Source organism: Bacteroides sp. 43_46 (assembly GCF_001915455.1).
Taxonomy (GTDB): domain Bacteria; phylum Bacteroidota; class Bacteroidia; order Bacteroidales; family Bacteroidaceae; genus Bacteroides; species Bacteroides caccae.
Genome location: NZ_MNQN01000124.1, coordinates 25,452 through 46,955, shown reverse-complemented (window position 1 = coordinate 46,955; position 21,504 = coordinate 25,452). Strand labels below are relative to the sequence as shown.

Annotated in this window: 12 protein-coding genes; 10 read left to right on the top strand and 2 right to left on the bottom strand. The window is 42.5% G+C overall.

Going from position 1 to position 21,504, the window contains the following annotated elements:
• The first annotated feature begins 38 nt into the window (after positions 1-38).
• The 9 genes from BHV72_RS14360 to BHV72_RS14320 all read left to right on the top strand — a co-directional run bounded on the left by BHV72_RS14360 (position 39) and on the right by BHV72_RS14320 (position 18,421).
• A complete protein-coding gene (locus tag BHV72_RS14360) occupies positions 39-1,469 on the top strand; it encodes a RapZ C-terminal domain-containing protein (RefSeq protein ID WP_032838177.1) in 1,431 nt (476 codons plus the stop codon).
• Between the two features lie 7 nt (positions 1,470-1,476).
• Entirely contained in the window at positions 1,477-2,235 is a 759-nt protein-coding gene (locus BHV72_RS14355; RefSeq protein ID WP_286856254.1) for a nucleotidyltransferase family protein, read from the top strand.
• Between the two features lie 600 nt (positions 2,236-2,835).
• Entirely contained in the window at positions 2,836-6,048 is a 3,213-nt protein-coding gene (locus BHV72_RS14350; RefSeq protein WP_286856252.1) for a SusC/RagA family TonB-linked outer membrane protein, read from the top strand.
• A gap of 19 nt (positions 6,049-6,067) precedes the next feature.
• Positions 6,068-7,912 (top strand): RagB/SusD family nutrient uptake outer membrane protein, encoded by a 1,845-nt coding sequence (locus tag BHV72_RS14345; protein ID WP_005678480.1) that lies wholly within the window; start codon positions 6,068-6,070, stop codon positions 7,910-7,912.
• Between the two features lie 197 nt (positions 7,913-8,109).
• A complete protein-coding gene (locus BHV72_RS14340) occupies positions 8,110-9,693 on the top strand; it encodes a sulfatase family protein (RefSeq protein ID WP_149921899.1) in 1,584 nt (527 codons plus the stop codon).
• Positions 9,694-9,711: 18 nt separating this feature from the next.
• Positions 9,712-12,036: a glycoside hydrolase family 20 protein gene (locus BHV72_RS14335; protein WP_149921898.1), complete on the top strand. Its 2,325-nt coding sequence runs from the start codon at positions 9,712-9,714 to the stop codon at positions 12,034-12,036.
• Between the two features lie 26 nt (positions 12,037-12,062).
• Positions 12,063-15,137: a glycoside hydrolase family 2 TIM barrel-domain containing protein gene (locus BHV72_RS14330; RefSeq protein ID WP_192912713.1), complete on the top strand. Its 3,075-nt coding sequence runs from the start codon at positions 12,063-12,065 to the stop codon at positions 15,135-15,137.
• 148 nt (positions 15,138-15,285) lie between these two features.
• A complete protein-coding gene (locus BHV72_RS14325) occupies positions 15,286-17,103 on the top strand; it encodes an alpha-L-fucosidase (RefSeq protein WP_005678484.1) in 1,818 nt (605 codons plus the stop codon).
• 142 nt (positions 17,104-17,245) lie between these two features.
• On the top strand, positions 17,246-18,421 hold the full coding sequence (locus tag BHV72_RS14320) for a mechanosensitive ion channel family protein (protein WP_005678485.1): 1,176 nt from the start codon (positions 17,246-17,248) through the stop codon (positions 18,419-18,421).
• A 149-nt stretch (positions 18,422-18,570) separates the two neighbouring features.
• Here the strand turns inward: BHV72_RS14320 and BHV72_RS14315 are convergent, their stop codons facing one another.
• Both BHV72_RS14315 and BHV72_RS14310 read right to left on the bottom strand, forming a co-directional pair.
• A complete protein-coding gene (locus BHV72_RS14315) occupies positions 18,571-19,590 on the bottom strand; it encodes an endonuclease/exonuclease/phosphatase family protein (protein ID WP_369894381.1) in 1,020 nt (339 codons plus the stop codon).
• A 58-nt stretch (positions 19,591-19,648) separates the two neighbouring features.
• Positions 19,649-21,109, bottom strand: a complete 1,461-nt coding sequence (locus BHV72_RS14310) for an aminoacyl-histidine dipeptidase (RefSeq protein ID WP_122295693.1) — start codon at positions 21,107-21,109, stop codon at positions 19,649-19,651.
• A 133-nt stretch (positions 21,110-21,242) separates the two neighbouring features.
• Between BHV72_RS14310 and BHV72_RS14305 the strand changes: the two genes are divergently transcribed.
• Positions 21,243-21,476, top strand: coding sequence for a hypothetical protein (locus tag BHV72_RS14305; RefSeq protein WP_005678489.1), 234 nt, complete (start codon positions 21,243-21,245; stop codon positions 21,474-21,476).
• Positions 21,477-21,504: the final 28 nt, after the last annotated feature.

Here is a 21,504-nt window from a genome sequence, read left to right as displayed (position 1 = left end):
TAGTTTTTATCCCTATCTTTGCTCGAAAATATACGATTATGATTACCGAAGAACTACAAAAACTTTATCTGGCATATACGGGAGTTCCCGCCGAGAATATAACAGAATTACCTTCTTCCGGCTCCAATCGCCGTTATTTCCGGTTGGCGGGGGTGCAAACATTGATCGGAGTTTATGGAACCTGTATCGATGAGAATGAGGCTTTTCTTTATATGGCGGCCCATTTCCGCAGATGCGGTTTGCCTATTCCTGAGATTCACATTGTGTCGGAAGATAAAACCTATTATCTGCAAGAAGATTTAGGAGACACTTTGTTGTTTCATGCCATAGAGAAAGGACGTGCCACGAGTGTCTTTTCCGAAGATGAAAAAGAACTGCTTCGAAAGACGATTCGCCTGCTGCCCGCTATCCAGTTTGCCGGGGCGGACGGATTTGATTTCTCCCGTTGCTATCCCCAGCCGGAGTTTAACCAACGTTCTATCCTTTGGGACCTGAATTACTTTAAATACTGTTTTCTCAAGGCTACCGGCATGGAGTTTCAAGAGGATAAACTGGAAGATGATTTCCAGAAGATGAGCGATGTTCTGCTTCGTAGTTCTTCTGCCACTTTTATGTATCGTGACTTCCAAAGTCGTAATGTGATGATTAAAGACGGCGAACCATGGTTTATTGATTTTCAGGGCGGACGTAAGGGACCGTTCTATTATGACATTGCTTCTTTCTTATGGCAGGCAAAAGCAAAATATCCTGATAGTCTCCGTCAGGAACTGCTGCAAGAATATATTGAAGCACTCCGCAAATACCAACCAATTGACGAACCTTATTTTTATAGCCAGCTTCGCCATTTTGTACTTTTCCGTACTTTGCAAGTGCTTGGAGCCTATGGCTTTCGTGGCTACTTCGAAAAGAAGCCCCATTTTATCCAGAGTGTTCCTTATGCTATCGGGAACCTGCGCGAACTGTTGAAAGAGGAATATCCGGAATATCCGTATCTCTGTAAAGTACTGCGTGAACTGACTGGGCTGAAACAATTTACGGACGATCTGAAAAAGCGCCAGCTCACAGTCAAAGTCATGAGTTTTGCTTATAAGAAAGGGATTCCTGACGATCCGACAGGCAATGGGGGCGGCTATGTTTTTGATTGCCGCGCTGTAAATAATCCCGGAAAATATGAACGTTACAAACCTTTTACCGGACTGGATGAACCGGTGATTACCTTCCTCGAAGAAGACGGAGAGATTCTTCGTTTTCTCGATCATGTTTATGCCTTGGTGGATGCTTCTGTGAAACGATATATGGAACGGGGATTTAGTAATTTATCTGTTTGTTTTGGCTGCACCGGAGGGCAACATCGTTCTGTTTATTCCGCCCAGCATTTGGCGGAGCACCTTAATAAGAAATTCGGAGTAAAAGTAGAATTGGTGCATCGTGAACAGAATATAGAACGTACGTTTGAAGCAACTATATAGAAGACTAATGAAAGCTATGATATTTGCTGCCGGTTTGGGCAGCCGGCTGAAACCGTTGACCGACTCTATGCCGAAAGCCCTTGTTCCCATAGCCGGACGTCCGATGCTGGAACATGTTATCCTGAAACTGAAAGCATCCGGTTTCACCGAAATTGTGATTAATATTCACCATTTCGGTGAACAGATACTCGATTTTCTGAAAGCTAATGATAATTTCGGACTTACCATACATATTTCCGACGAGCGTGAACAGTTGCTTGATACGGGAGGAGGAGTCAGGAAAGCCTGTACTTTCTTTGAACATTCCGATGAGCCTTTTTTAGTGCATAATGTCGATATTCTTTCGGATGTGGACCTAAAGGAATTATACGACTATCATTTACAAAACGGCAGTGTGGCTACTTTGTTGGCCAGTCGGCGTAAAACTTCACGTTATCTGCTTTTTGATACGGACAGGAGGCTTTGCGGCTGGATTAATAAAGGCACGGGACAAGTGAAGCCGGAAGGCTTTCGACCGGATGAATCACGTTATCAGGAATATGCATTCAGTGGTATTCATGTTCTTTCACCTGCTATTTTCCGCTTGTTGGATGTTCCTTGTTGGGAAGGCAAATTCTCTATTATGGATTTTTATCTTGCTACCTGCCGGCAGGTGGAGTTTTCCGGTTATCTGGTAGAAGATTTGCGACTCATTGATATCGGTAAGCCTGAAACACTGGCTAAGGCCGAAGGCTTTTGTACCGGAACACTACATAGTGATGCCTAACGGGGCCAAACAGCTCTGTTTTTAGCATGAAACAAAAGATTTGCGTAAATTTACCCGGTTGAACAAACTATATTGTAAACTAGGCAAATCTTGCTGTATGGAAAATAGATATTATCAGACTTTGGTAAATGAGATAACGGATAAATTGTTACATAATATTTTTTAATGATTTATCTGTAGGATTGGAATTATACGATAGAGCTGGTCTCATGATAGATATTAACCATTCTCGGTTGAAATTAATGGGAGGCAAAGAAAAAAAGATCTTTTAGGACGTAATTTGTTCAATCATACGGCTTTTCCTGATGAAATAAAGCAGCAAAGTAAAAAAGGAGAAAGCCGTCCTCTTCTTTCATCTGAAAAGTAGACCAGACCACTATTTTCTTATTTCTTTTTTTGATTCAAAAAATGTTCAAAGATATCTATTGTATTATTATTAATCGATGAAATGGGTGGTTTTAGACAAATTTGGAAAAAACATAGCTGTTTTTAAACACTTCACTTTAAACTACGTCTTTATATTTGCAATGAATTTCAACGAAAGGGAATTCAGAAAAAACTTTTTAATCTTTAATTTAATAACTTATAAAAATGACTTCTATGAAGAACCTATTGAAAGTTTTTCTAATGTGTTTCATTACGTTATTTGCTTTTGCAGGGCAAATGATGGGACAACAAAAGACCATTACAGGTAGGGTAGTGGATGCTCTTAATGAGGGTATGCCTGGTGTTAATGTACAAGTAAAAGGTACTACCTCAGGAACAATAACTAATATTGATGGCGATTTTTCAATTTCCGTACCTAATACAAAGTCTGTATTAGTATTTACTTTTATTGGATATGTGAAGCAGGAAGTTGCTGTGGGAAACCAAACAAAACTGAACATTCAAATGAAAGATGATACACAGAGTTTGGATGAAGTCGTGGTAGTTGCTTATGGAACAGCTCGTAAAGGTGATTTGACAGGAGCACTGACGACGATGAGACCAGATGCGAATGAAGCTGCAAAAGCCGTTTCCATAGATAATCTGTTGGAAGGAAAAGTTGCCGGTCTAGTCGTGAGCACGGCTTCTTCCAATCCGGGAGCTGCTTCGTCCATTACGATTCGTGGAGCTAGTTCGTTGCGAGGTGATAATCAGCCTCTTTATGTCATTGATAATATTCCGCAAGCTTCAACTGGAGAATTTTCTTCTTCGGGTATTAGCGGAGACTTTCAGATTGCTCAAGATCCGCTGTCATCATTGAACCCTGCCGATATAGAGGATATTACGATATTGAAAGACGCATCCTCTACTGCTATTTACGGTTCTCGTGGTGCGAACGGTGTTATATTGATAACTACTAAAAAAGGTAAGGAGGGCAAAGCTAAAGTGAACGCTTCGGCTACTTTTACTATTGCTAATGCAAGCAGGTTGTTGGAGATGATGAATTTAGAGGAATATGCTGCTTATCATAATTCAAGAATTACGGATGGCAAAGTGCCTTTCCATATTGTTGGAGATGAGGTGAGATATGTATTTAATGGAGCTTACGATAAATATGATCCTGCTGATCCTGAAACTTATAATGTAGTAAATTATCGTAACTGGCAGAAAGAAATCTATACTTCTGCTTTTTCTCAGAACTACTCTTTATCAGTAAATGGTGGTGCAGGTAAGACAACTTATTATATTTCCGCTAATTTTAAAGATATTAATGGTACTGTGAAGCAGACCGGTTTGAAGCAAGGAGACTTGCGTGCAAATTTGAGTGCACAGCTTTCCAAATCTGTAGATTTAAACATGGCGTTAAGCGGATCCTTGCGACAGAATAATATGATGGCAGGTGGTAATACTCTTGGCGGTGCTACTGGTGCTATTTCACGTACTGCTCTTGATTATGCTCCTTTCGAATTGCCGGAGAATGACCCGTCTTTTACAAATGAAAATAAAACGAATGTGTTCAGCTGGCTGAATGATTATGTGGACTTGACAGATGACAAAACTTTTAAAGCTAGTTTGAATCTGAATTGGAAAATAAATAAGTTTTTCACTTATAGTCTTCGTGCAGGTGGTAATATCAATACGAATGATCGCAAACGATGGTATGGAATGCAATTGTATCAAGGAATGAATAATCAGGGTTATCTGGCAACCTCTAATCTTTCAAAAAGTAATTATTCAGTAGAAAATATAGTGAACTATAATACGAAACTTGGTAGTGTAGGTACATTGGCTGCAACAGTCGGTATGACTTATGATGATTATAATTTTCTAAATAAAAATGTGATTGGAAAGAACTTTACGATGTTTGAGTTTCGTGAGAATGGAATGCATATGGCAGGTGATGTAATTACGTCGCAGCCTATACAAAAAGATTATCAGTTACTTTCTTATTTGGGACGAGTTAATGTTAGTTTGCTTGATAAATATTTGATTACAGCTTCTTTGCGTGCCGATGGTTCCAGTAAGTTTGCGAAAAATAATCGTTGGGGATATTTCCCTTCTGCATCCATAGCTTGGCGTATGGAACAAGAAGAATTTTTGAAAGATGTTTCATGGCTGAATCAATTGAAGTTGCGTTTCAGCTATGGTGCAACCGGAAATCAAAGTATTGATCCTTATACTACTTTTTCGATGTATGGACAAGGATCTGGTGAAATTTCATATGCGGATGGAACAGGAAATAAAACGACTGCAATGGTGGTGACCAACTTGTCAAACAGTAGTTTGAAATGGGAAAAAACATCTTCATGGAATGTCGGATTGGACTTTGGTTTGTTTAATTCCCGTTTGAGTGGTACCTTGGATATCTATCAGAAGAAAACAACAGATTTGCTTATTTCAAGGAATTTGCCGGGATCAGCTGGATTTAGTTCTACTTATTACAATCAAGGTTCATTGAATAATAAAGGTGTTGAATTTTCTTTGAATGCACAAGTCATTGACAGTTCATCTTGGAAATGGTCTGTAAGTGGTAATATAGGTGTCAATAGGAATGAAATTTCAGATTTAGGTTTGTTGCCTGCTGATTTTGGATGCTTGGGTGAGAGAGTTGGGTATTATGGTAATAGTTTAGGGGATCATTTTGGTGTAGGGCATATTTTCTTGGCAGGTGAAGCTCCGGGATTATTTTATGGTTATGTGACTCAAGGGATTGTCCAAAAGGAAGATATAACAGAAAATGGAATTAAGTACATTAAACAAGATGGAAGTGTGGGATATTACCAAACGGTGAATAAAACGACTCCGGTAGCCGGTGACGTGAAGTATGTGGATAGAAATGGAGATGGTGTAGTGGATGACAATGATCGCGATATTATTGGTAACCCGAATCCTGATTTTACTTATGGTTTTCAGACTAAAGTATCTTGGAAATCCTTGTCGTTGTCTGCATCCTTTAATGGGGTACAGGGTAGGGATATTTTAAATGTAGGTAATCGTTACAATAACACTCCGGGAACTAAATCGAATAATGTGACGCGTAAAGCGTTCCAAAATATGTGGACGGATGAGAATCCAAGTAATTTATATCCGAAATCAACATTTGTCGTACAAAATATGGTGATGGATCGTTATGTGGAAGATGGCAGTTATTTGCGTTGTTCTGATATTACACTGAGTTATATACTTCCTGCCAAATGGACGAATAAGATTGGTATAAAGAATACATCTGTTTATGCTTCTGTAAAAAATGCGTTTGTGATAACAGATTATAGTGGTTATGATCCTGAAGTAAATAGTTTTGCTTTTGACGGTTTACGTCCGGGTGTTGATATGAACTCATATCCGACTCCTCGTTCATTTGTTTTTGGCTTAAATTTAACATTCTAATTTCTAAAATCACGAAGACATGAAAAGAATTAAATATTATATTTTATTATTGGCGTCAGTTGGCTGTTTCTCAGCCTGTACCTCTTGGTTGGATGAAGATCCGGTCTATTCTCAGAATAATGCAGTTGTTTTTTCATCAAGGAGTAATGCCGAATTGGCTCTGCTGGGATGTTATGGATATATGACGACAACAGGGGCGTATGGACAAATGTGGCAGGAACTGCCTATCATAGCTTCCGGATTTGCTTTCGGACAGCGTACTGCTTCTACGGCAATTTCATTGGAGGCTGTACCTAGTGATGACTTGATTCCTATAGCCTGGAATGGGATGTATAAAGTGGTGACTGAAGTAAATGCTTTTCTGGAAAGTCTGGACAAAAGCAGTTTGAGCGATACAGATAAGGTACAAATGGGAGGGGAGGCTAAATTCTTGAGAGGATTAGCTTATTATAATTTGGTTTCTTTGTTTGGTGATGTGCCATTAAAAACGGCTGCCTCTTCATCGGATGGTATTTCTGTACCTCGTTCTCCTCAAGCTGAGGTTCTGGCTTTGGTAGTTCAGGATATGAAAGATGCTATGGCTATTGATAGTAAGATTGTAGACGGACGTGCGAATTCATGGGCTGCAAAAGCTTTTTTAGGTAAGGTTTATTATAAAATGGCGTGTCTGGGTATTGACGAAACTGCAAATTGGACGAATGCCAAGAATATGTTTGACGATGTTTATGAAGCTCATATTTTCGATCTTGAACCTAAATTCGGAGATTTGTTTGGTGATTATGTGACCGGATCAAAGGAGGCTATTTTTCAGTTGAATTTTACAACTTCTTCTACCGTTTGCTTTAATCGTGCAAGTAATCGTTTTGCTCCTCCGCAGGCTACTACGGGAATTTCTTGGGGAACTTATAAAGCGTCTAAAGCTGCTTATGATTTACATGAAGGTACTTATCCGGGAGATCCTCGAATTAATGAGACATTTTTGACTCGCTGGAGAAACCGTAGCGGTAACAACCAGGCTAATCCAAAGCCGACTGTGGGAGATGTACTTTCACCTAATGACTCTACTTACTTGTATCCTTATTTTGCATATGTAAATGGTGATATTGACGAGTATGTGATGAAGAATGGTGTTGCTACCAAAGAAAAAAAGAAATATGTAGGAAAGTTGCCTTATAAAGCATTCATTGATCCCAAGAACCCTACTATTGAGACTATTGAAAATTATGCTTCAACGCATGGCGTTACATTGGAAAATGTAGCTATCACCAAATGTTTAAAAGAAGTTTTTGTAAAAACCGGATCTCAAAATGCTTGGCCATGTTTTCAGAAGTTATATGATCAGAATCAGGTAGGTACAGCGAGCCATAAAAACTTAATGGTTTACCGTTATGCTGAAATGTTATTGTTGATGGCAGATGTGTACAATGAATTGGGGGACACTCCTAAAGCCATATCATTAGCAAAAGAAGTTCTAAATCGTGCACGTAATTCGGGTATGAAAGTTTCTGCTCAGCCGGCTGACTGGCCGACATCCTTGAATCAGGAAGAAGTAAGACAGAAATTGTTTTTTGAGCGTATCATAGAACTTTGCGGTGAGCCCGGAATGTATGAAATGCCTCGTATTCGTGGGACAAAGTATTTTAAGATGGCTTTGGAGTTACATAATAATCATGAAATAACGATAGCATCTGACGCATTGTATCCTGCTAGTTCTAATGCTTGGTTAGATCGTATTTATAATGGTACAAGAGGATTGACGGATGAATTTTTGAAAAAGAATTTGTTATTGCCAATTCCTAGTAGCGAGATTGACGCCAATCCGGCCCTTACTACTTCAGACAATAATTTTGGCTATACGAATTAAGTAGAAGCTTAAACCCCTTAAATGACCTGATAAATTTCCGGATGCGGGGATATTTGTCCTGGCATCCGGAATTTAGGGTTATAATCAGTCCTTTTGAACATTTATGGAAATAAAATGGCGATAAATGGAAGTCGATTATTAATCAAAAAACTTATTTTTGCCGATGATGAATTCTTCGTTTACTTAATTTATTATATATGAAAAATCTACAATCCGGACTATTTTACTCTTTGACTGGCGTTACCGCCGTAACTTCCCTTGTTTCTTGTTCAATCAAACAAAAGCCTGCGGAGCAGAAACCACTGAATATCGTCTATATAATGACAGACGATCACACGGCACAAATGATGAGCTGTTACGACACACGCTACATGGAAACACCGAATCTTGACCGCATTGCTGCCGACGGTGTACGTTTTACCCAAAGCTTTGTTGCCAATTCTTTAAGTGGTCCCAGTCGCGCCTGTATGATAACAGGAAAGCATAGTTGCGCCAATAAATTCTATGATAATACCACTTGCGTATTTGACAGTTCGCAACAGACTTTCCCGAAGCTGTTGCAGAGAATCGGCTATCAGACAGCATTGGTGGGTAAATGGCATCTTGAAAGCCTGCCCTCCGGCTTTGATTACTGGCAGATAGTCCCTGGACAAGGTGACTACTACAATCCGGATTTCATTACGCAAAATAATGACACTATTCAAAAACATGGATATCTTACGAACCTTATTACTGATGATGCTATCGACTGGATAGAGAATAAACGCAACCCGGAGAAGCCTTTCTGTCTTTTGATACATCACAAGGCAATTCACCGTAACTGGCTGGCAGATACTTGTAATTTGGCTTTGTATGAAGATAAAACCTTCCCGTTACCGGATAACTTCTTTGACGATTACGAAGGTCGTCCCGCTGCCGCTGCACAAGAAATGAGCATTGTAAAGGATATGGACATGATTTATGACCTCAAAATGCTCCGTCCTGATAAAAAATCCCGTTTGAAATCCTTGTATGAGAAATATATCGGTCGTATGGATGAAGCGCAACGTGCCGCATGGGACAGGTTTTACACTCCGATTATAGATGATTTCTATAAACAGAATCTTCAGGGTAAGGAACTTGCCAATTGGAAATTCCAGCGTTATATGCGTGATTACATGAAGACTGTAAAATCACTGGATGACAATGTTGGTCGCGTACTCGATTACTTGAAAGAGAAAGGTTTACTGGATAACACACTTGTAGTCTACACTTCCGATCAGGGATTCTATATGGGCGAACACGGTTGGTTTGACAAACGTTTCATGTACGAAGAATCTATGCGTACACCGCTTGTCATGCGTCTGCCGAAAGGATTCGACCGCAGAGGTGACATCACCGAAATGGTTCAAAACATTGACTATGCACCTACTTTCCTCGAACTGGCGGGAGCAGAGATACCTTCCGATATTCAAGGTGTATCTCTTGTGCCTTTGTTGAAAGGTGAACATCCGAAAGACTGGCGGAAAGCTCTTTACTATCATTTCTATGAATATCCTGCTGAACACATGGTGAAACGTCATTACGGTGTACGCACAGACCGCTATAAACTGATTCATTTCTATAATGATATCAACTGGTGGGAACTATATGACCTGCAAGCAGATCCGTCGGAAATGCACAATCTCTACGGACAACCAGAATACGAATCGGTGGTGAAGGAGTTGAAAGAAGAAATGCTGAAACTTCAGGAGCAATACAATGATCCTGTCCGTTTCTCCCCGGAACGTGACAAGGAATAAATCCAATGTACATACATCATGAAAAAATATATCTTAATCATTCTCATTCTGCTTTCGCCATTGCCGGTGTTTTTGCAGGCTGATAACTTAACATCCCCTTTTAATTCAATAGTTCCACGCCCGGCACAAATTACGCCGGGTAGTGGTAGCTTTATCTTTTCTGCAAAAACTACATTTGCAGTAGAAAATCAGGAACAGGCCACAATTGCTCACAACTTTATCGATTTGTTTGTCCATGCTGCTGGGATAACCCCCATGTTAAATGTCGGGAGCAAGGAGGGGCAAGTCATTTTCGTGACAGATTCTTCTTTAAAAACTGAAGCATATCTGTTAAAGGTTACGCCGGAACAGATACTTATTAAAGCTTCGGATACAAAGGGCTTCTTTTATGCATTACAATCTATCCGCCAACTTCTGCCTGCTGCCATAGAATCGGGACAACCGGTAAAGAATGTCGTGTGGAGTGTTCCGGCAGTGACAATTCAGGATGAACCTCGTTTTGGTTTCCGGGGATTACTGTTGGATCCGGTACGTTGTTTTATTCCTAAAGAAAATGTACTGCGGATTATCGACTGTATGGCGATGCTGAAAATCAATAAACTTCATTTTCATCTGACAGATGATAACGGTTGGCGGATTGAAATCAAGAAATATCCTCGTTTAACGGAAGTCGGTGCATGGAGGGTAGACCGTACGGATGTGCCTTTCCACTCACGCCGTAACCCGAAACGGGGAGAACCAACGCCGATAGGCGGTTTCTACACACAGGAAGATATCAGGGAAATAGTGGCTTATGCCGCTGACAGGCAGATTGAAGTTATTCCCGAGATAGATGTACCGGCACATAGTAATGCGGCGCTTGCTGCATATCCTCAACTTGCCTGTCCGGTCGTGAAAGACTTTATCGGTGTACTTCCCGGATTGGGAGGACGGAACTCAGAGATTATTTATTGTGCGGGAAACGATAGTGTATTTACCTTTCTGCAAGATATTTTCGATGAAATTCTGACACTTTTCCCTTCCCGCTATATTCATGTTGGGGGAGATGAGGCACGAAAGACGAACTGGGAAAAATGCCCGCTTTGTCAGAAGCGGATGAAAAAGCAGCATTTGACTAATGAAGAAGATTTACAGGGCTACTTTATGAAGCGTATCAGTGATTATCTGCGTAAAAAAGGACGTGAAGTGATTGGTTGGGACGAGTTGACAAACAGTTCTTTTCTTCCCGAAGAGTCTATTATACTTGGTTGGCAGGGAATGGGAACGGCTGCCCTGAAAGCTGCCGAAAAGGGACATCGATTTATTATGACTCCGGCACGCATCATGTATCTGATCCGTTATCAGGGACCTCAATGGTTTGAACCGGTAACATATTTCGGAAACAATACACTGAAAGATGTTTTTGACTACGAGCCTGTGCAGAAGGATTGGAAACCGGAATATGAATCTTTATTAATGGGCATACAAGCTTGTATGTGGACAGAATTTTGTAATAAGCCGGAAGACGTGGATTATCTCTTGTTTCCTCGTCTGGCTGCTCTGGCAGAAGTAGCATGGACGCCCACGGGCACAAAAGATTGGTCCGGTTTCTTGAAACGGATGGATATATATAATGCACATTTGGCAGAAAAAGGGATTGTTTATGCCCGTTCGATGTATAATATCCAGCAAACAGTGACGCCGGTAAACGGACATCTGGAGGTGAATTTGGAATGTCTCCGTCCGGATGTGGAAATTCGCTATACGCTGAATGGCAGTAATCCGGCGATGTCCTCACATCGTTATGACGGACCTATCCGTGTGACAAAAACGCAAATGGTGAAAGCCGCCACCTTTATGGACGGCAAGCAAATGGGAGAAATCCTGGACTTGCAGCTTACATGGAACAAAGCCACGGCAAAACCATTGCTTGGTAATAAGAAAAATGAAATGTTATTAGTCAACGGATTGCGGGGAAGCCTGAAATATACTGATTTCGAATGGTGTAACTGGAGCCGGAATGATTCAATTTCTTTCACCATAGATTTGCTTGGTAAGGAAAAATTGAATAAATTTGCCATTGGTTGCATTACGAATTATGGAATGGGAGTGCATAAACCGAAAATGATTCGTGTGGAAGTTTCCGATGATAACCGGACATACTGTGCCATAGGGGAGTTGAACTTTTCTTTGGAAGAAATTTATAAGGAAGGAACTTTTAGAAATGATTACTCGCTGGATATGGGTGGCGTATCTGCCCGTTATGTACGTGTGACGGCGAAAGGAGCAGGGATATGCCCTAAAGATCATGTCCGTCCCGATCAGGAAGCAAGAATCTATTTTGATGAAGTAATGATAGAATAAGAGTCTAGTCGTTAAAAATAATAATTATGAACATTAGCTTAAAGAAACGAACCTTTTTAATCTTATTGGCAGGACTGACTGCTACCTTCGCTTCGGCGCAGGAACAACCGTTGCCCGAATGGCAGAGCCAGTATGCGGTAGGACTGAATAAACTCGCTCCTCATACCTATGTATGGCCTTACGCCAATGCTTCCGATATTGAAAAACCGGGCGGATACGAACAGTCTCCTTTTTATATGACCCTGAACGGAAAATGGAAATTCCATTGGGTGAAGAATCCCGATAACCGTCCGAAGGACTTTTATCAGCCTTCTTATTATACCGGAGGTTGGGCGGACATCAATGTTCCCGGCAATTGGGAACGTCAAGGGTATGGTACAGCTATCTACGTCAACGAAACGTATGAGTTTGACGACAAAATGTTCAACTTTAAGAAGAATCCGCCGTTGGTCCCTTATGCAGAAAATGAAGTCGGCTCATACCGCCGCACATTTAAAGTGCCTGCCGACTGGAAAGGACGTCGGGTAGTACTTTGCTGTGAAGGTGTTATCTCTTTCTATTACGTATGGGTGAACGGGAAACTGCTCGGATATAACCAAGGCTCGAAAACGAATGCCGAATGGGATATCACGGATGTCTTGAACGATGGAGAGAATGTAGTGGCTTTGGAGGTATACCGTTGGAGTGCGGGTGCTTATCTCGAATGCCAGGATATGTGGCGTTTGAGTGGTATCGAACGTGATGTTTACTTGTACAGTACTCCCAAACAGTACATTGCCGACTATAAATTGAATGCTTCTTTGGATAAGGATAGATACAAAGACGGTATCTTCGGACTGGAAGTAACTGTGGAAGGACCTTCTTCTACTACCGGTTCTATTGCGTATACATTGAAAGATGATTCGGGTAAAGCTGTCTTGCAGGACGCTATTCAAATTAAATCCCGCGGATTAAGTAATTTCATAGCATTTGATGAAAAGAAGATTCCGAATGTGAAAGCCTGGGATGCGGAACATCCCCACCTTTATACACTCGTGCTCGAACTGAAAGACGACCAAGGTAAAGTCACTGAACTGACCGGATGTGAAGTTGGTTTCCGTACCTCGGAAATCAAGGATGGACGTTTCTGTATCAACGGCGTTCCGGTATTGGTAAAGGGAACCAACCGCCACGAACATTCGCAACTCGGACGTACGGTAAGTAAGGAACTAATGGAACTGGATATCAAACTGATGAAACAACATAACATCAACCTTGTTCGGAACTCACATTATCCTACCCATCCTTACTGGTATCAGCTTTGTGACCGTTACGGATTGTATATGATTGATGAAGCCAATATTGAATCTCACGGTATGGGCTACGGTCCCGCCTCTCTTGCCAAAGACAGTACTTGGCTGACAGCCCACATGGACCGTACACACCGGATGTACGAACGTTCCAAGAATCATCCGGCCATAGTTATCTGGTCGTTAGGAAATGAAGCTGGCAACGGCATTAACTTCGAACGTACTTATGATTGGCTGAAATCTGTAGAAAAGACCCGCCCCGTGCAGTATGAACGTGCCGAACTGAATTATAATACGGATATTTACTGCCGTATGTACCGTGGCGTAGACGAAATAAAAGCGTATGTAGCGAAGAAAGACATTTACCGTCCTTTCATCCTTTGTGAATACCTGCATGCAATGGGTAACAGTTGCGGCGGCCTGAAGGAATATTGGGATGTCTTCGAAAGCGAGCCTATGGCACAAGGCGGTAACGTATGGGACTGGGTAGACCAATCTTTCCGCGAAATAGACAAGAGCGGGAAATGGTACTGGACTTACGGCGGTGATTATGGTCCGCAAGGAATTCCCAGTTTCGGTAATTTCTGTTGTAACGGCTTGGTCGGTGCCGACCGTGAACCACATCCGCATCTGCTCGAAGTGAAGAAAGTGTATCAGAATATAAAGACCACTTTACTTGACCGGAAGAACATGAAACTTCGTATCAAGAACTGGTACGATTTCTCTAATCTGAATGAATATATATTCCATTGGAATGTAACAACCGATAGTGGAGAGAAACTGGCAGAAGGGACTAAAGTGCTGGATTGTGAACCGCACGCTACCATAGATATACAGTTGGGTAATGTGATTCTTTCGAAAAAGGACCGTGAGGCTTATCTGAACGTTAGCTGGACCCGCAAAGAGGATTCCCCGATGATAGATAAAGACTGGGAAGTGGCTTATGACCAGTTTGTACTTTCCGGCAATAAGAATTCTACGGCTCATCGTCCGCAAAAAGCAGGTGAAACAACATTTACCGTTGATAAAAAAACAGGAGCTCTGACTTCGTTGAGCCTGAACGGCAAAGAGCTGTTATCTACTCCATTGACATTAAGTCTTTTCCGTCCGGCTACGGATAATGATAACCGTGATAGAAACGGAGCACGTCTGTGGCGTAAAGCAGGACTGGATAATATTACCCAGAAAGTCCTATCACTGAGAGAAGGCAAATCCTCAACGACTGCCCGTGTTGAAATACTCAACGCGAAAGGACAGAAAGTTGGTACGGCTGACTTCATCTATGCACTGGATAAGAATGGCGCATTGAAAGTGAGCACTACTTTCGAACCGGATACAGCACTTGTGAAATCAATAGCTCGCCTGGGGGTAACGTTCCGCGTGGCTGATATGTATGACCAAGTTTCCTATTTGGGACGTGGTGACAATGAAACGTATGCCGACCGTAACCAATCCGGTAGAATCGGACTGTATCAGACAACCCCCGAACGTATGTTCCACTATTATGTCACTCCGCAATCCACGGGTAATCGTACTGATGTACGATGGGCGAAGTTTACGGATCACTCCGGTGCAGGTATCTTTGTCGAGTCAAACCGTGCTTTCCAGTTTAGTATCATTCCTTTCTCGGATGTGTTATTAGAGAAAGCTCGTCATATCAATGACCTGAAACGTGATGGAATGTTGACCGTGCACTTGGATGCAGAGCAGGCTGGTGTAGGAACAGCTACTTGTGGTCCTGGTGTATTGCCGCAATATTTGGTTCCGTTGAAGAAACAGCACTTTGAATTTACCCTTTATCCGGTAAAATAAGTGTTGAACCAATAGGTTATTAGATTATATATAATAGGTGTGGATTTTACTGGCTTTTCTGAATATTGTCAGAAATGTTCTATGAAAGTAGTGAAATTCACACCTTTATGTTATCTTTGCGCTATCAGTATTAATTAAATTTTATATCATGAACAAACTACTGACCGCAGTATTATTATCCTCTGTCATAACATTGAGTGTTCAGGCACAAAAGGCAGAAGAATATTATGTGAAGCACGTTGAATTTCCCCCGAACGCGACTCTTGAACAGAAAGTAGATATGGCGGCGCGCCTGATACCTACTCCCCAACAGTTATCCTGGCAACAAATGGAACTGACCGCTTTTCTCCATTTCGGTATCAACACTTTTACCGGACGCGAATGGGGAGACGGAAAAGAAGATCCTGCACTTTTCAACCCTTCGGAACTGGATGCCGAACAATGGGTGCGCAGCCTTAAAGATGCCGGATTTAAAATGGTGCTTCTGACAGCGAAACACCACGATGGATTCTGCCTTTGGCCTACGGCCACCACCAAACATTCCGTAGCCTCTTCTCCTTGGAAGAACGGACAAGGAGACGTTGTGAAAGAACTCCGGAAAGCCTGTGATAAATATGGAATGAAGTTCGGAGTCTATCTCTCTCCGTGGGACAGAAACGCGGAATGTTATGGAGATTCTCCCCGATATAATGAGTTTTTTATCCGCCAGTTGACGGAACTGCTGACCAATTACGGTGAAGTGCACGAAGTCTGGTTCGACGGTGCGAATGGAGAAGGACCGAACGGAAAGAAACAAGTATATGACTGGGACGCTTTCTATAAAACGATTCAACGCCTGCAACCCAAAGCTGTTATGGCAATTATGGGCGATGATGTGCGTTGGGTAGGAAATGAGAAAGGACTGGGACGTGAAACAGAATGGAATGCCACTGTGCTCACTCCGGGAATTTATGCCCGTTCGGCGGAAAACAACAAGCGCCTGGGTGTCTTTAGTAAAGCGGCTGACTTAGGAAGCCGTAAGATGTTGGAGAAGGCCACGGAACTGTTCTGGTATCCGTCGGAAGTGGATGTGTCTATCCGTCCGGGGTGGTTCTATCATGAGGCGGAAGATAGCAAAGTAAAGTCTTTGAAACATCTGTCGGATATCTATTTCCGGTCGGTAGGCTATAATTCCGTGCTCTTGTTGAATATTCCTCCCGATCGTAAAGGCTTGATAAGTGAGGCGGATGTGAATCGTCTGAAAGAATTTGCTGCTTACCGCCAACAGATATTTGCTGACAACCGGGTGAAAAAAGGAAGAAACTACTGGAATGCCACTTCGGGTAGTGAAGCTGTTTATTCCTTGAAGCCGAAGTCGGAAATCAATGTTGTAATGCTTCAGGAAGATATAACGAAAGGGCAGAGGGTAGAGGCTTTTACCGTTGAGGCTCTGACGGATAACGGTTGGAAAGAAGTTGGTAAAGGCACGACAATCGGATATAAGCGTATGCTGCGTTTTCCGGCGGTAAAAGCCGGCAGGCTGCGGGTGAAGATTGATGAATGTCGTCTGACTGCTCACATTAATCAAGTGGCTGCTTATTATGCGCCTCCTTTACAGGCAACCGTTCAGGGTGAAGATTGGAACAACCTGCCCCGTACCGGTTGGAAACAGGTCGCTGCTTCGCCGTTGACGATAGACTTGGGCAAGTCGGTGACATTGACCAGTTTTACCTATGCTCCATTGAAAGCGGAAGCGAAACCTACAATGGCTTTCCGTTATAAATTCTTTGTGAGTGCGGACGGCAAGAACTGGAAGGAAGTTCCTACCAACGGTGAGTTCAGTAATATTATGCATAACCCGTTGCCGCAGACCGTTGCTTTCGGTCAGAAAGTGCAGGCACGCTATATTAAGTTGGAGGCTACTACGCCTACCGCAACAACCGCAAAAGTGGAAATGAATGAAATAGGAGTGAAGATAACCCCCTGACGGAGTTGTCATCATTAAAAGATATGCTTAGAGAGTAGCAGTGAGGACTGGCGGTCTTGATTTCTCGTGAATCAGACGCCAGTCTTTTTTTTATTAAACCAAATGAACCTTTTACTGTTATTAATTAAAAAAGACAGAAGTTATGCTAGTAGTAGATTTAGGAAAGTGGATGAACAAAATCCTGATAGATTGGGGAATAGACCCGAAGGTAGCTGATCGTTTTGATGAAACTATTATTGCTTTGCTGATGATAGCGATTGCTATCGGTCTGAATTATCTGTGTCAGGCGATTCTTATAGGAGGAATGAAGCAATACACCCGTCGGAAACCACATCTTTGGAACACGTTGTTGATGAAGCGTAAGGTGTTTCATAATCTGATTCATACGATTCCGGCTTTTCTGGTTTATGCTTTGCTGCCAATGGCTTTTGTTCGTGGCAAGGATTTATTGCTTATTTCCCAGAAAGCTTGTGCCGTTTACATCATCTTTTCTTTGTTGTTGGCAGTTAATGGGATTTTGCTGATGATAATGGACATCTACGATGGAAAGGAGTCGATGAAGAACCGCCCGATGAAGGGATTCATTCAGGTGTTGCAGGTACTTTTGTTCTTTGTCGGAGGAATTGTAATTATTGCTATTATCGTGAATAAGTCTCCGGCCAGCTTGTTTGCCGGATTAGGTGCTTCGGCAGCTATTCTGATGTTGGTGTTCAAGGATTCCATATTGGGTTTTGTAGCAGGCATTCAGCTGTCTGCCAATGATATGGTTCGTCCCGGAGACTGGATTACGCTTCCTTCCGGCGCAGCTAATGGTACGGTGCAGGAGATTACGTTGAATACAGTCAAAATTCAGAACTTCGATAATACGATCTCTACCGTTCCGCCTTATACTCTGGTCAGCAGCCCCTTTCAGAACTGGCGGGGAATGGTGCAATCGGGAGGACGAAGGGTGATGAAGAATATAACCCTGGACTTGACTACCCTCCAATTCTGTACGCCGGAAATGCTCGACCGTTATCGAAAAGAAATACCTTTAATGGCAGATTATCAACCCGAGGCAGGAGTCGTGCCTACCAATTCGCAGGTTTACCGTGTGTATATTGAACGGTATTTGTGTAGTTTGCCTGTGGTGAATCAGGATTTGGACTTAATTATCAGCCAGAAGGAAGCCACGATGTATGGTGTGCCTATTCAGGTATATTTCTTTTCCCGTAATAAGGTCTGGAAAGAATATGAACGTATCCAGTCAGATATCTTCGACCATTTACTGGCAATGGTTCCTAAGTTCGATTTGAAGGTTTATCAGTATTCGGATTGAATGATTATATTCTCAAAGTATTCTCACCATGATGAGAAAAAAATCTCATCATGGTGAGAATTTTTTCTCATTACGATGAGAATTTTTTCTCGCTGTGGTGAGAATAATCCCTTGTCTGAGGTATGCTGGGATGAGGTTTATGGTCTTAATTAATAAAGTATCAGATTAAAATCGACATAGATTGGCAGATGATCGCTAATACCCCCCTGATATTTCATTCCTTTATAGGTGCGGAAAGGTTCCTTATCGCCATATTTCTTATCTTCGGTCAATAGAAAAGGGAGGTTGGAAACGGTTGCTTTGTTTTCGCTTGTGGAAAAACTGTTTGCTGGGTTAAGTAGAGAACCGGATACAATTAGGTGATCGAGTAATCCCCATTCTCCCCGATATTTGTATGAACCGAAATTTTTGGATTGGGCTTTTCGGGCAAGTAAATGGTAAAGCTTTAAAGGAGAAGGAGCAGTTGGCGGAGGGGATTCTGCTTCCAGTATTTTCTGAATAGATTTATTGGTCGGATAGTCATTGAAATCTCCCATAATGATAATTTGTGGATGAAGCCGTATGTTGAGAATACTGTCAGCCTCTGTGTACAGTATTCGGGCTGCATGAAGGCGGTACGGTTCGGATTCTTTTGCTCCGCCGGAACGACTTGGCAAGTGGCAGACAAATACGTCCAGTGTGTCTCCGGTCAGTAGCAAACCACTGACGTGCAACAAATCTCTCGTGGGGCGAAACTGTTTCAGGGGCGGAATAGAGACAGAGCGGAAAGACAAGAGCTTGAATAAATCCCGTTGATAGAGCAATGCTACGTCAATGCCTCTTAAATCGGGAGAGTCGGTCATGACATAGCGGTAATTCAATTCCTTTAAAGGAGAACGGCGGGTGAGGTCGCGAAGTACCGTATCATTTTCTACCTCACATAACCCGACTAATGCCGGAGGTTCCCATTCGCCGACGGCAGTAATGACACGCGCCATATCAGTCAGCTTTTTCTTGTATCTGGTGTAATTCCAATGACGGAGGGCATCGGGAAGAAACTCACGGTCGTTTTTCAACGAATCATGATGTATGTCGAATAGGTTTTCTACATTCCAACTTACAACTCTGAAACGGATTTGTTGTGCAAAGGAGAGGGTGCAGAAGCCCATAACAAAAAAGATTATGGCCATAGCTGCTCTTTTTCTGCTACGACCACAATCTCCTTTTTTATAGTGGCTTATCTGTCCGTTACTTTTTGGCAGGTACATGTGCCAGAATATCCAACAGATGTTTCCAGAATTTCTCTACGGTAGGGATAAGCATCCGTTCGTCAGGAGAGTGAACTCCTGTCAAGGTCGGGCCGAAAGAAATCATATCGAGCGTCGGATACTTGTCGAGGAACAGACCGCATTCCAGTCCGGCATGAATCGCCTTTATTTTGGCATCTACGCCGAATAGACGTTTGTATGATTCGGCAGCCACTTCTAGGATAGCTGAATGTGGGTTCGGTTTCCAGCCCGGATAACCTTCACCGAAGGTAACATTGGCTCCTGCCAGTTGGAAAGCGGAGCGGACAGTATTTGCCATGTCGTCGCGTGCGGACAGGATAGAACTGCGTTGGCTGGTTTCGATACGGATGACATTGTTCGGTTTCATCTTGACAGAAGCCAGATTAGTAGACGTTTCTACCAGTCCGGGGATGTCCTGACTCATGGCATAAACACCGTGAGGGGCTGCATACAGAGCTTTCAGCAGACGGGCGGTGGTATCCTGATCGATAGCTGTTTTACGGGGAGTTTCCGATTCAAGGACTAGTCGCAAGTCCGGTTCGGTAACGGATAACTCGTTTTCTACTTCGCTGGTGAAGATATTCAGTTCGGTGCGGACGTCATGTTTGGCGTCTTCGGGAACCGCGCAGATTGCGTATGCTTCGCGAGGAATGGCGTTGCGCAGGTTACCGCCGTTGATTTTGCAGAGGTACAGGTCATGTCTGGTAGCCATGCGGGTGAGGAAGCGGTTCAGTATTTTGTTGGCATTGCCTCGTCCGAGGTGGATGTCACCACCGGAGTGCCCTCCTTTCAATCCTTTCACTTCTACTTTGAAGAAGAAATATCCGGCGGGAACTTCAACCTCTTTATAAGTAAACTCTGCAACGGAATCGATACCTCCGGCGCATCCGATAAAGATCTCTCCTTCATCTTCCGAGTCGAGATTAAGCAGGATGTCACCACTCATGAAACCTTCTTTCAGGGCGAAAGCTCCGGTGAGTCCGGTTTCCTCGTCTACGGTAAACAGGCATTCCAGCGGACCGTGTTCAATGCTGTCGTCGGCCAGAATAGCCAGTTCGGTGGCTACGCCGATACCGTTGTCGGCTCCAAGGGTGGTACCTTTCGCTTTCAACCATTCACCGTCAATTTCTGTTTCAATGGGGTCGGTGAGGAAGTCGTGTTGAACGTCGTTGTTCTTTTCACACACCATGTCGATATGCGATTGCAGTACGACAGTTTGCAGGTTTTCTTTTCCCGGAGTAGCGGGTTTCTTGATAAGTACGTTACCGGCTTCGTCCACTTTGGTTTCCAGGTTATGTTTTGCTCCGAATGCCTTCAGGTAGGCAATCATTTTTTCTTCCTTCTTCGAAGGGCGGGGCACCTGGCAGATTTCTTCGAAATACTTGAATACGCCGGCCGGCTTCAAATCTTTTTTTTCCATGCTGTTTCTATTTTATAATAGGAATAGAAGAGTGGTTTTGGCTTCTTCTATTGCTAAATATGGTTAATTTGATTGGCTTATCTGAACTCATATCTCATTAAAGCCTATCTTTGCACTCACAAAATTAATAGAAATGGTTGAGACTATACTGATAACTTTGTTAATAGTTGCTATTTCCCTGGTATTATTAGGGGTGAAAGTATTCTTTACGAAGGGAGGGAAGTTCCCGAACGGTCATGTGAGTGGGAATAAAGCGCTGCGTAAGAAAGGGATTGGGTGTGCACAGTCTCAAGATCGCGAAGCACAGAAGAAGCCACGTTTTTCTATTGATGAGTTGGAAAAAGCCTTGAACGATAGTATGAATTAAATTATTAAAAACAATACACTTATTAAAT

Excerpts from the sequence above, each read along its gene's own strand:
- BHV72_RS14360 (WP_032838177.1), top strand. The coding sequence starts at position 39 with ATGATTACCGAAGAACTACAAAAACTTTATCTGGCATATACGGGAGTT.
- BHV72_RS14335 (WP_149921898.1), top strand. The coding sequence starts at position 9,712 with ATGAAAAAATATATCTTAATCATTCTCATTCTGCTTTCGCCATTGCCG.
- BHV72_RS14320 (WP_005678485.1), top strand. The coding sequence starts at position 17,246 with ATGCTAGTAGTAGATTTAGGAAAGTGGATGAACAAAATCCTGATAGAT.
- BHV72_RS14340 (WP_149921899.1), top strand. The coding sequence starts at position 8,110 with ATGAAAAATCTACAATCCGGACTATTTTACTCTTTGACTGGCGTTACC.
- BHV72_RS14310 (WP_122295693.1), bottom strand. The coding sequence starts at position 21,109 with ATGGAAAAAAAAGATTTGAAGCCGGCCGGCGTATTCAAGTATTTCGAA.
- BHV72_RS14305 (WP_005678489.1), top strand. The coding sequence starts at position 21,243 with ATGGTTGAGACTATACTGATAACTTTGTTAATAGTTGCTATTTCCCTG.
- BHV72_RS14350 (WP_286856252.1), top strand. The coding sequence starts at position 2,836 with ATGAAGAACCTATTGAAAGTTTTTCTAATGTGTTTCATTACGTTATTT.
- BHV72_RS14330 (WP_192912713.1), top strand. The coding sequence starts at position 12,063 with ATGAACATTAGCTTAAAGAAACGAACCTTTTTAATCTTATTGGCAGGA.
- BHV72_RS14325 (WP_005678484.1), top strand. The coding sequence starts at position 15,286 with ATGAACAAACTACTGACCGCAGTATTATTATCCTCTGTCATAACATTG.
- BHV72_RS14315 (WP_369894381.1), bottom strand. The coding sequence starts at position 19,590 with ATGGCCATAATCTTTTTTGTTATGGGCTTCTGCACCCTCTCCTTTGCA.
- BHV72_RS14355 (WP_286856254.1), top strand. The coding sequence starts at position 1,477 with ATGAAAGCTATGATATTTGCTGCCGGTTTGGGCAGCCGGCTGAAACCG.
- BHV72_RS14345 (WP_005678480.1), top strand. The coding sequence starts at position 6,068 with ATGAAAAGAATTAAATATTATATTTTATTATTGGCGTCAGTTGGCTGT.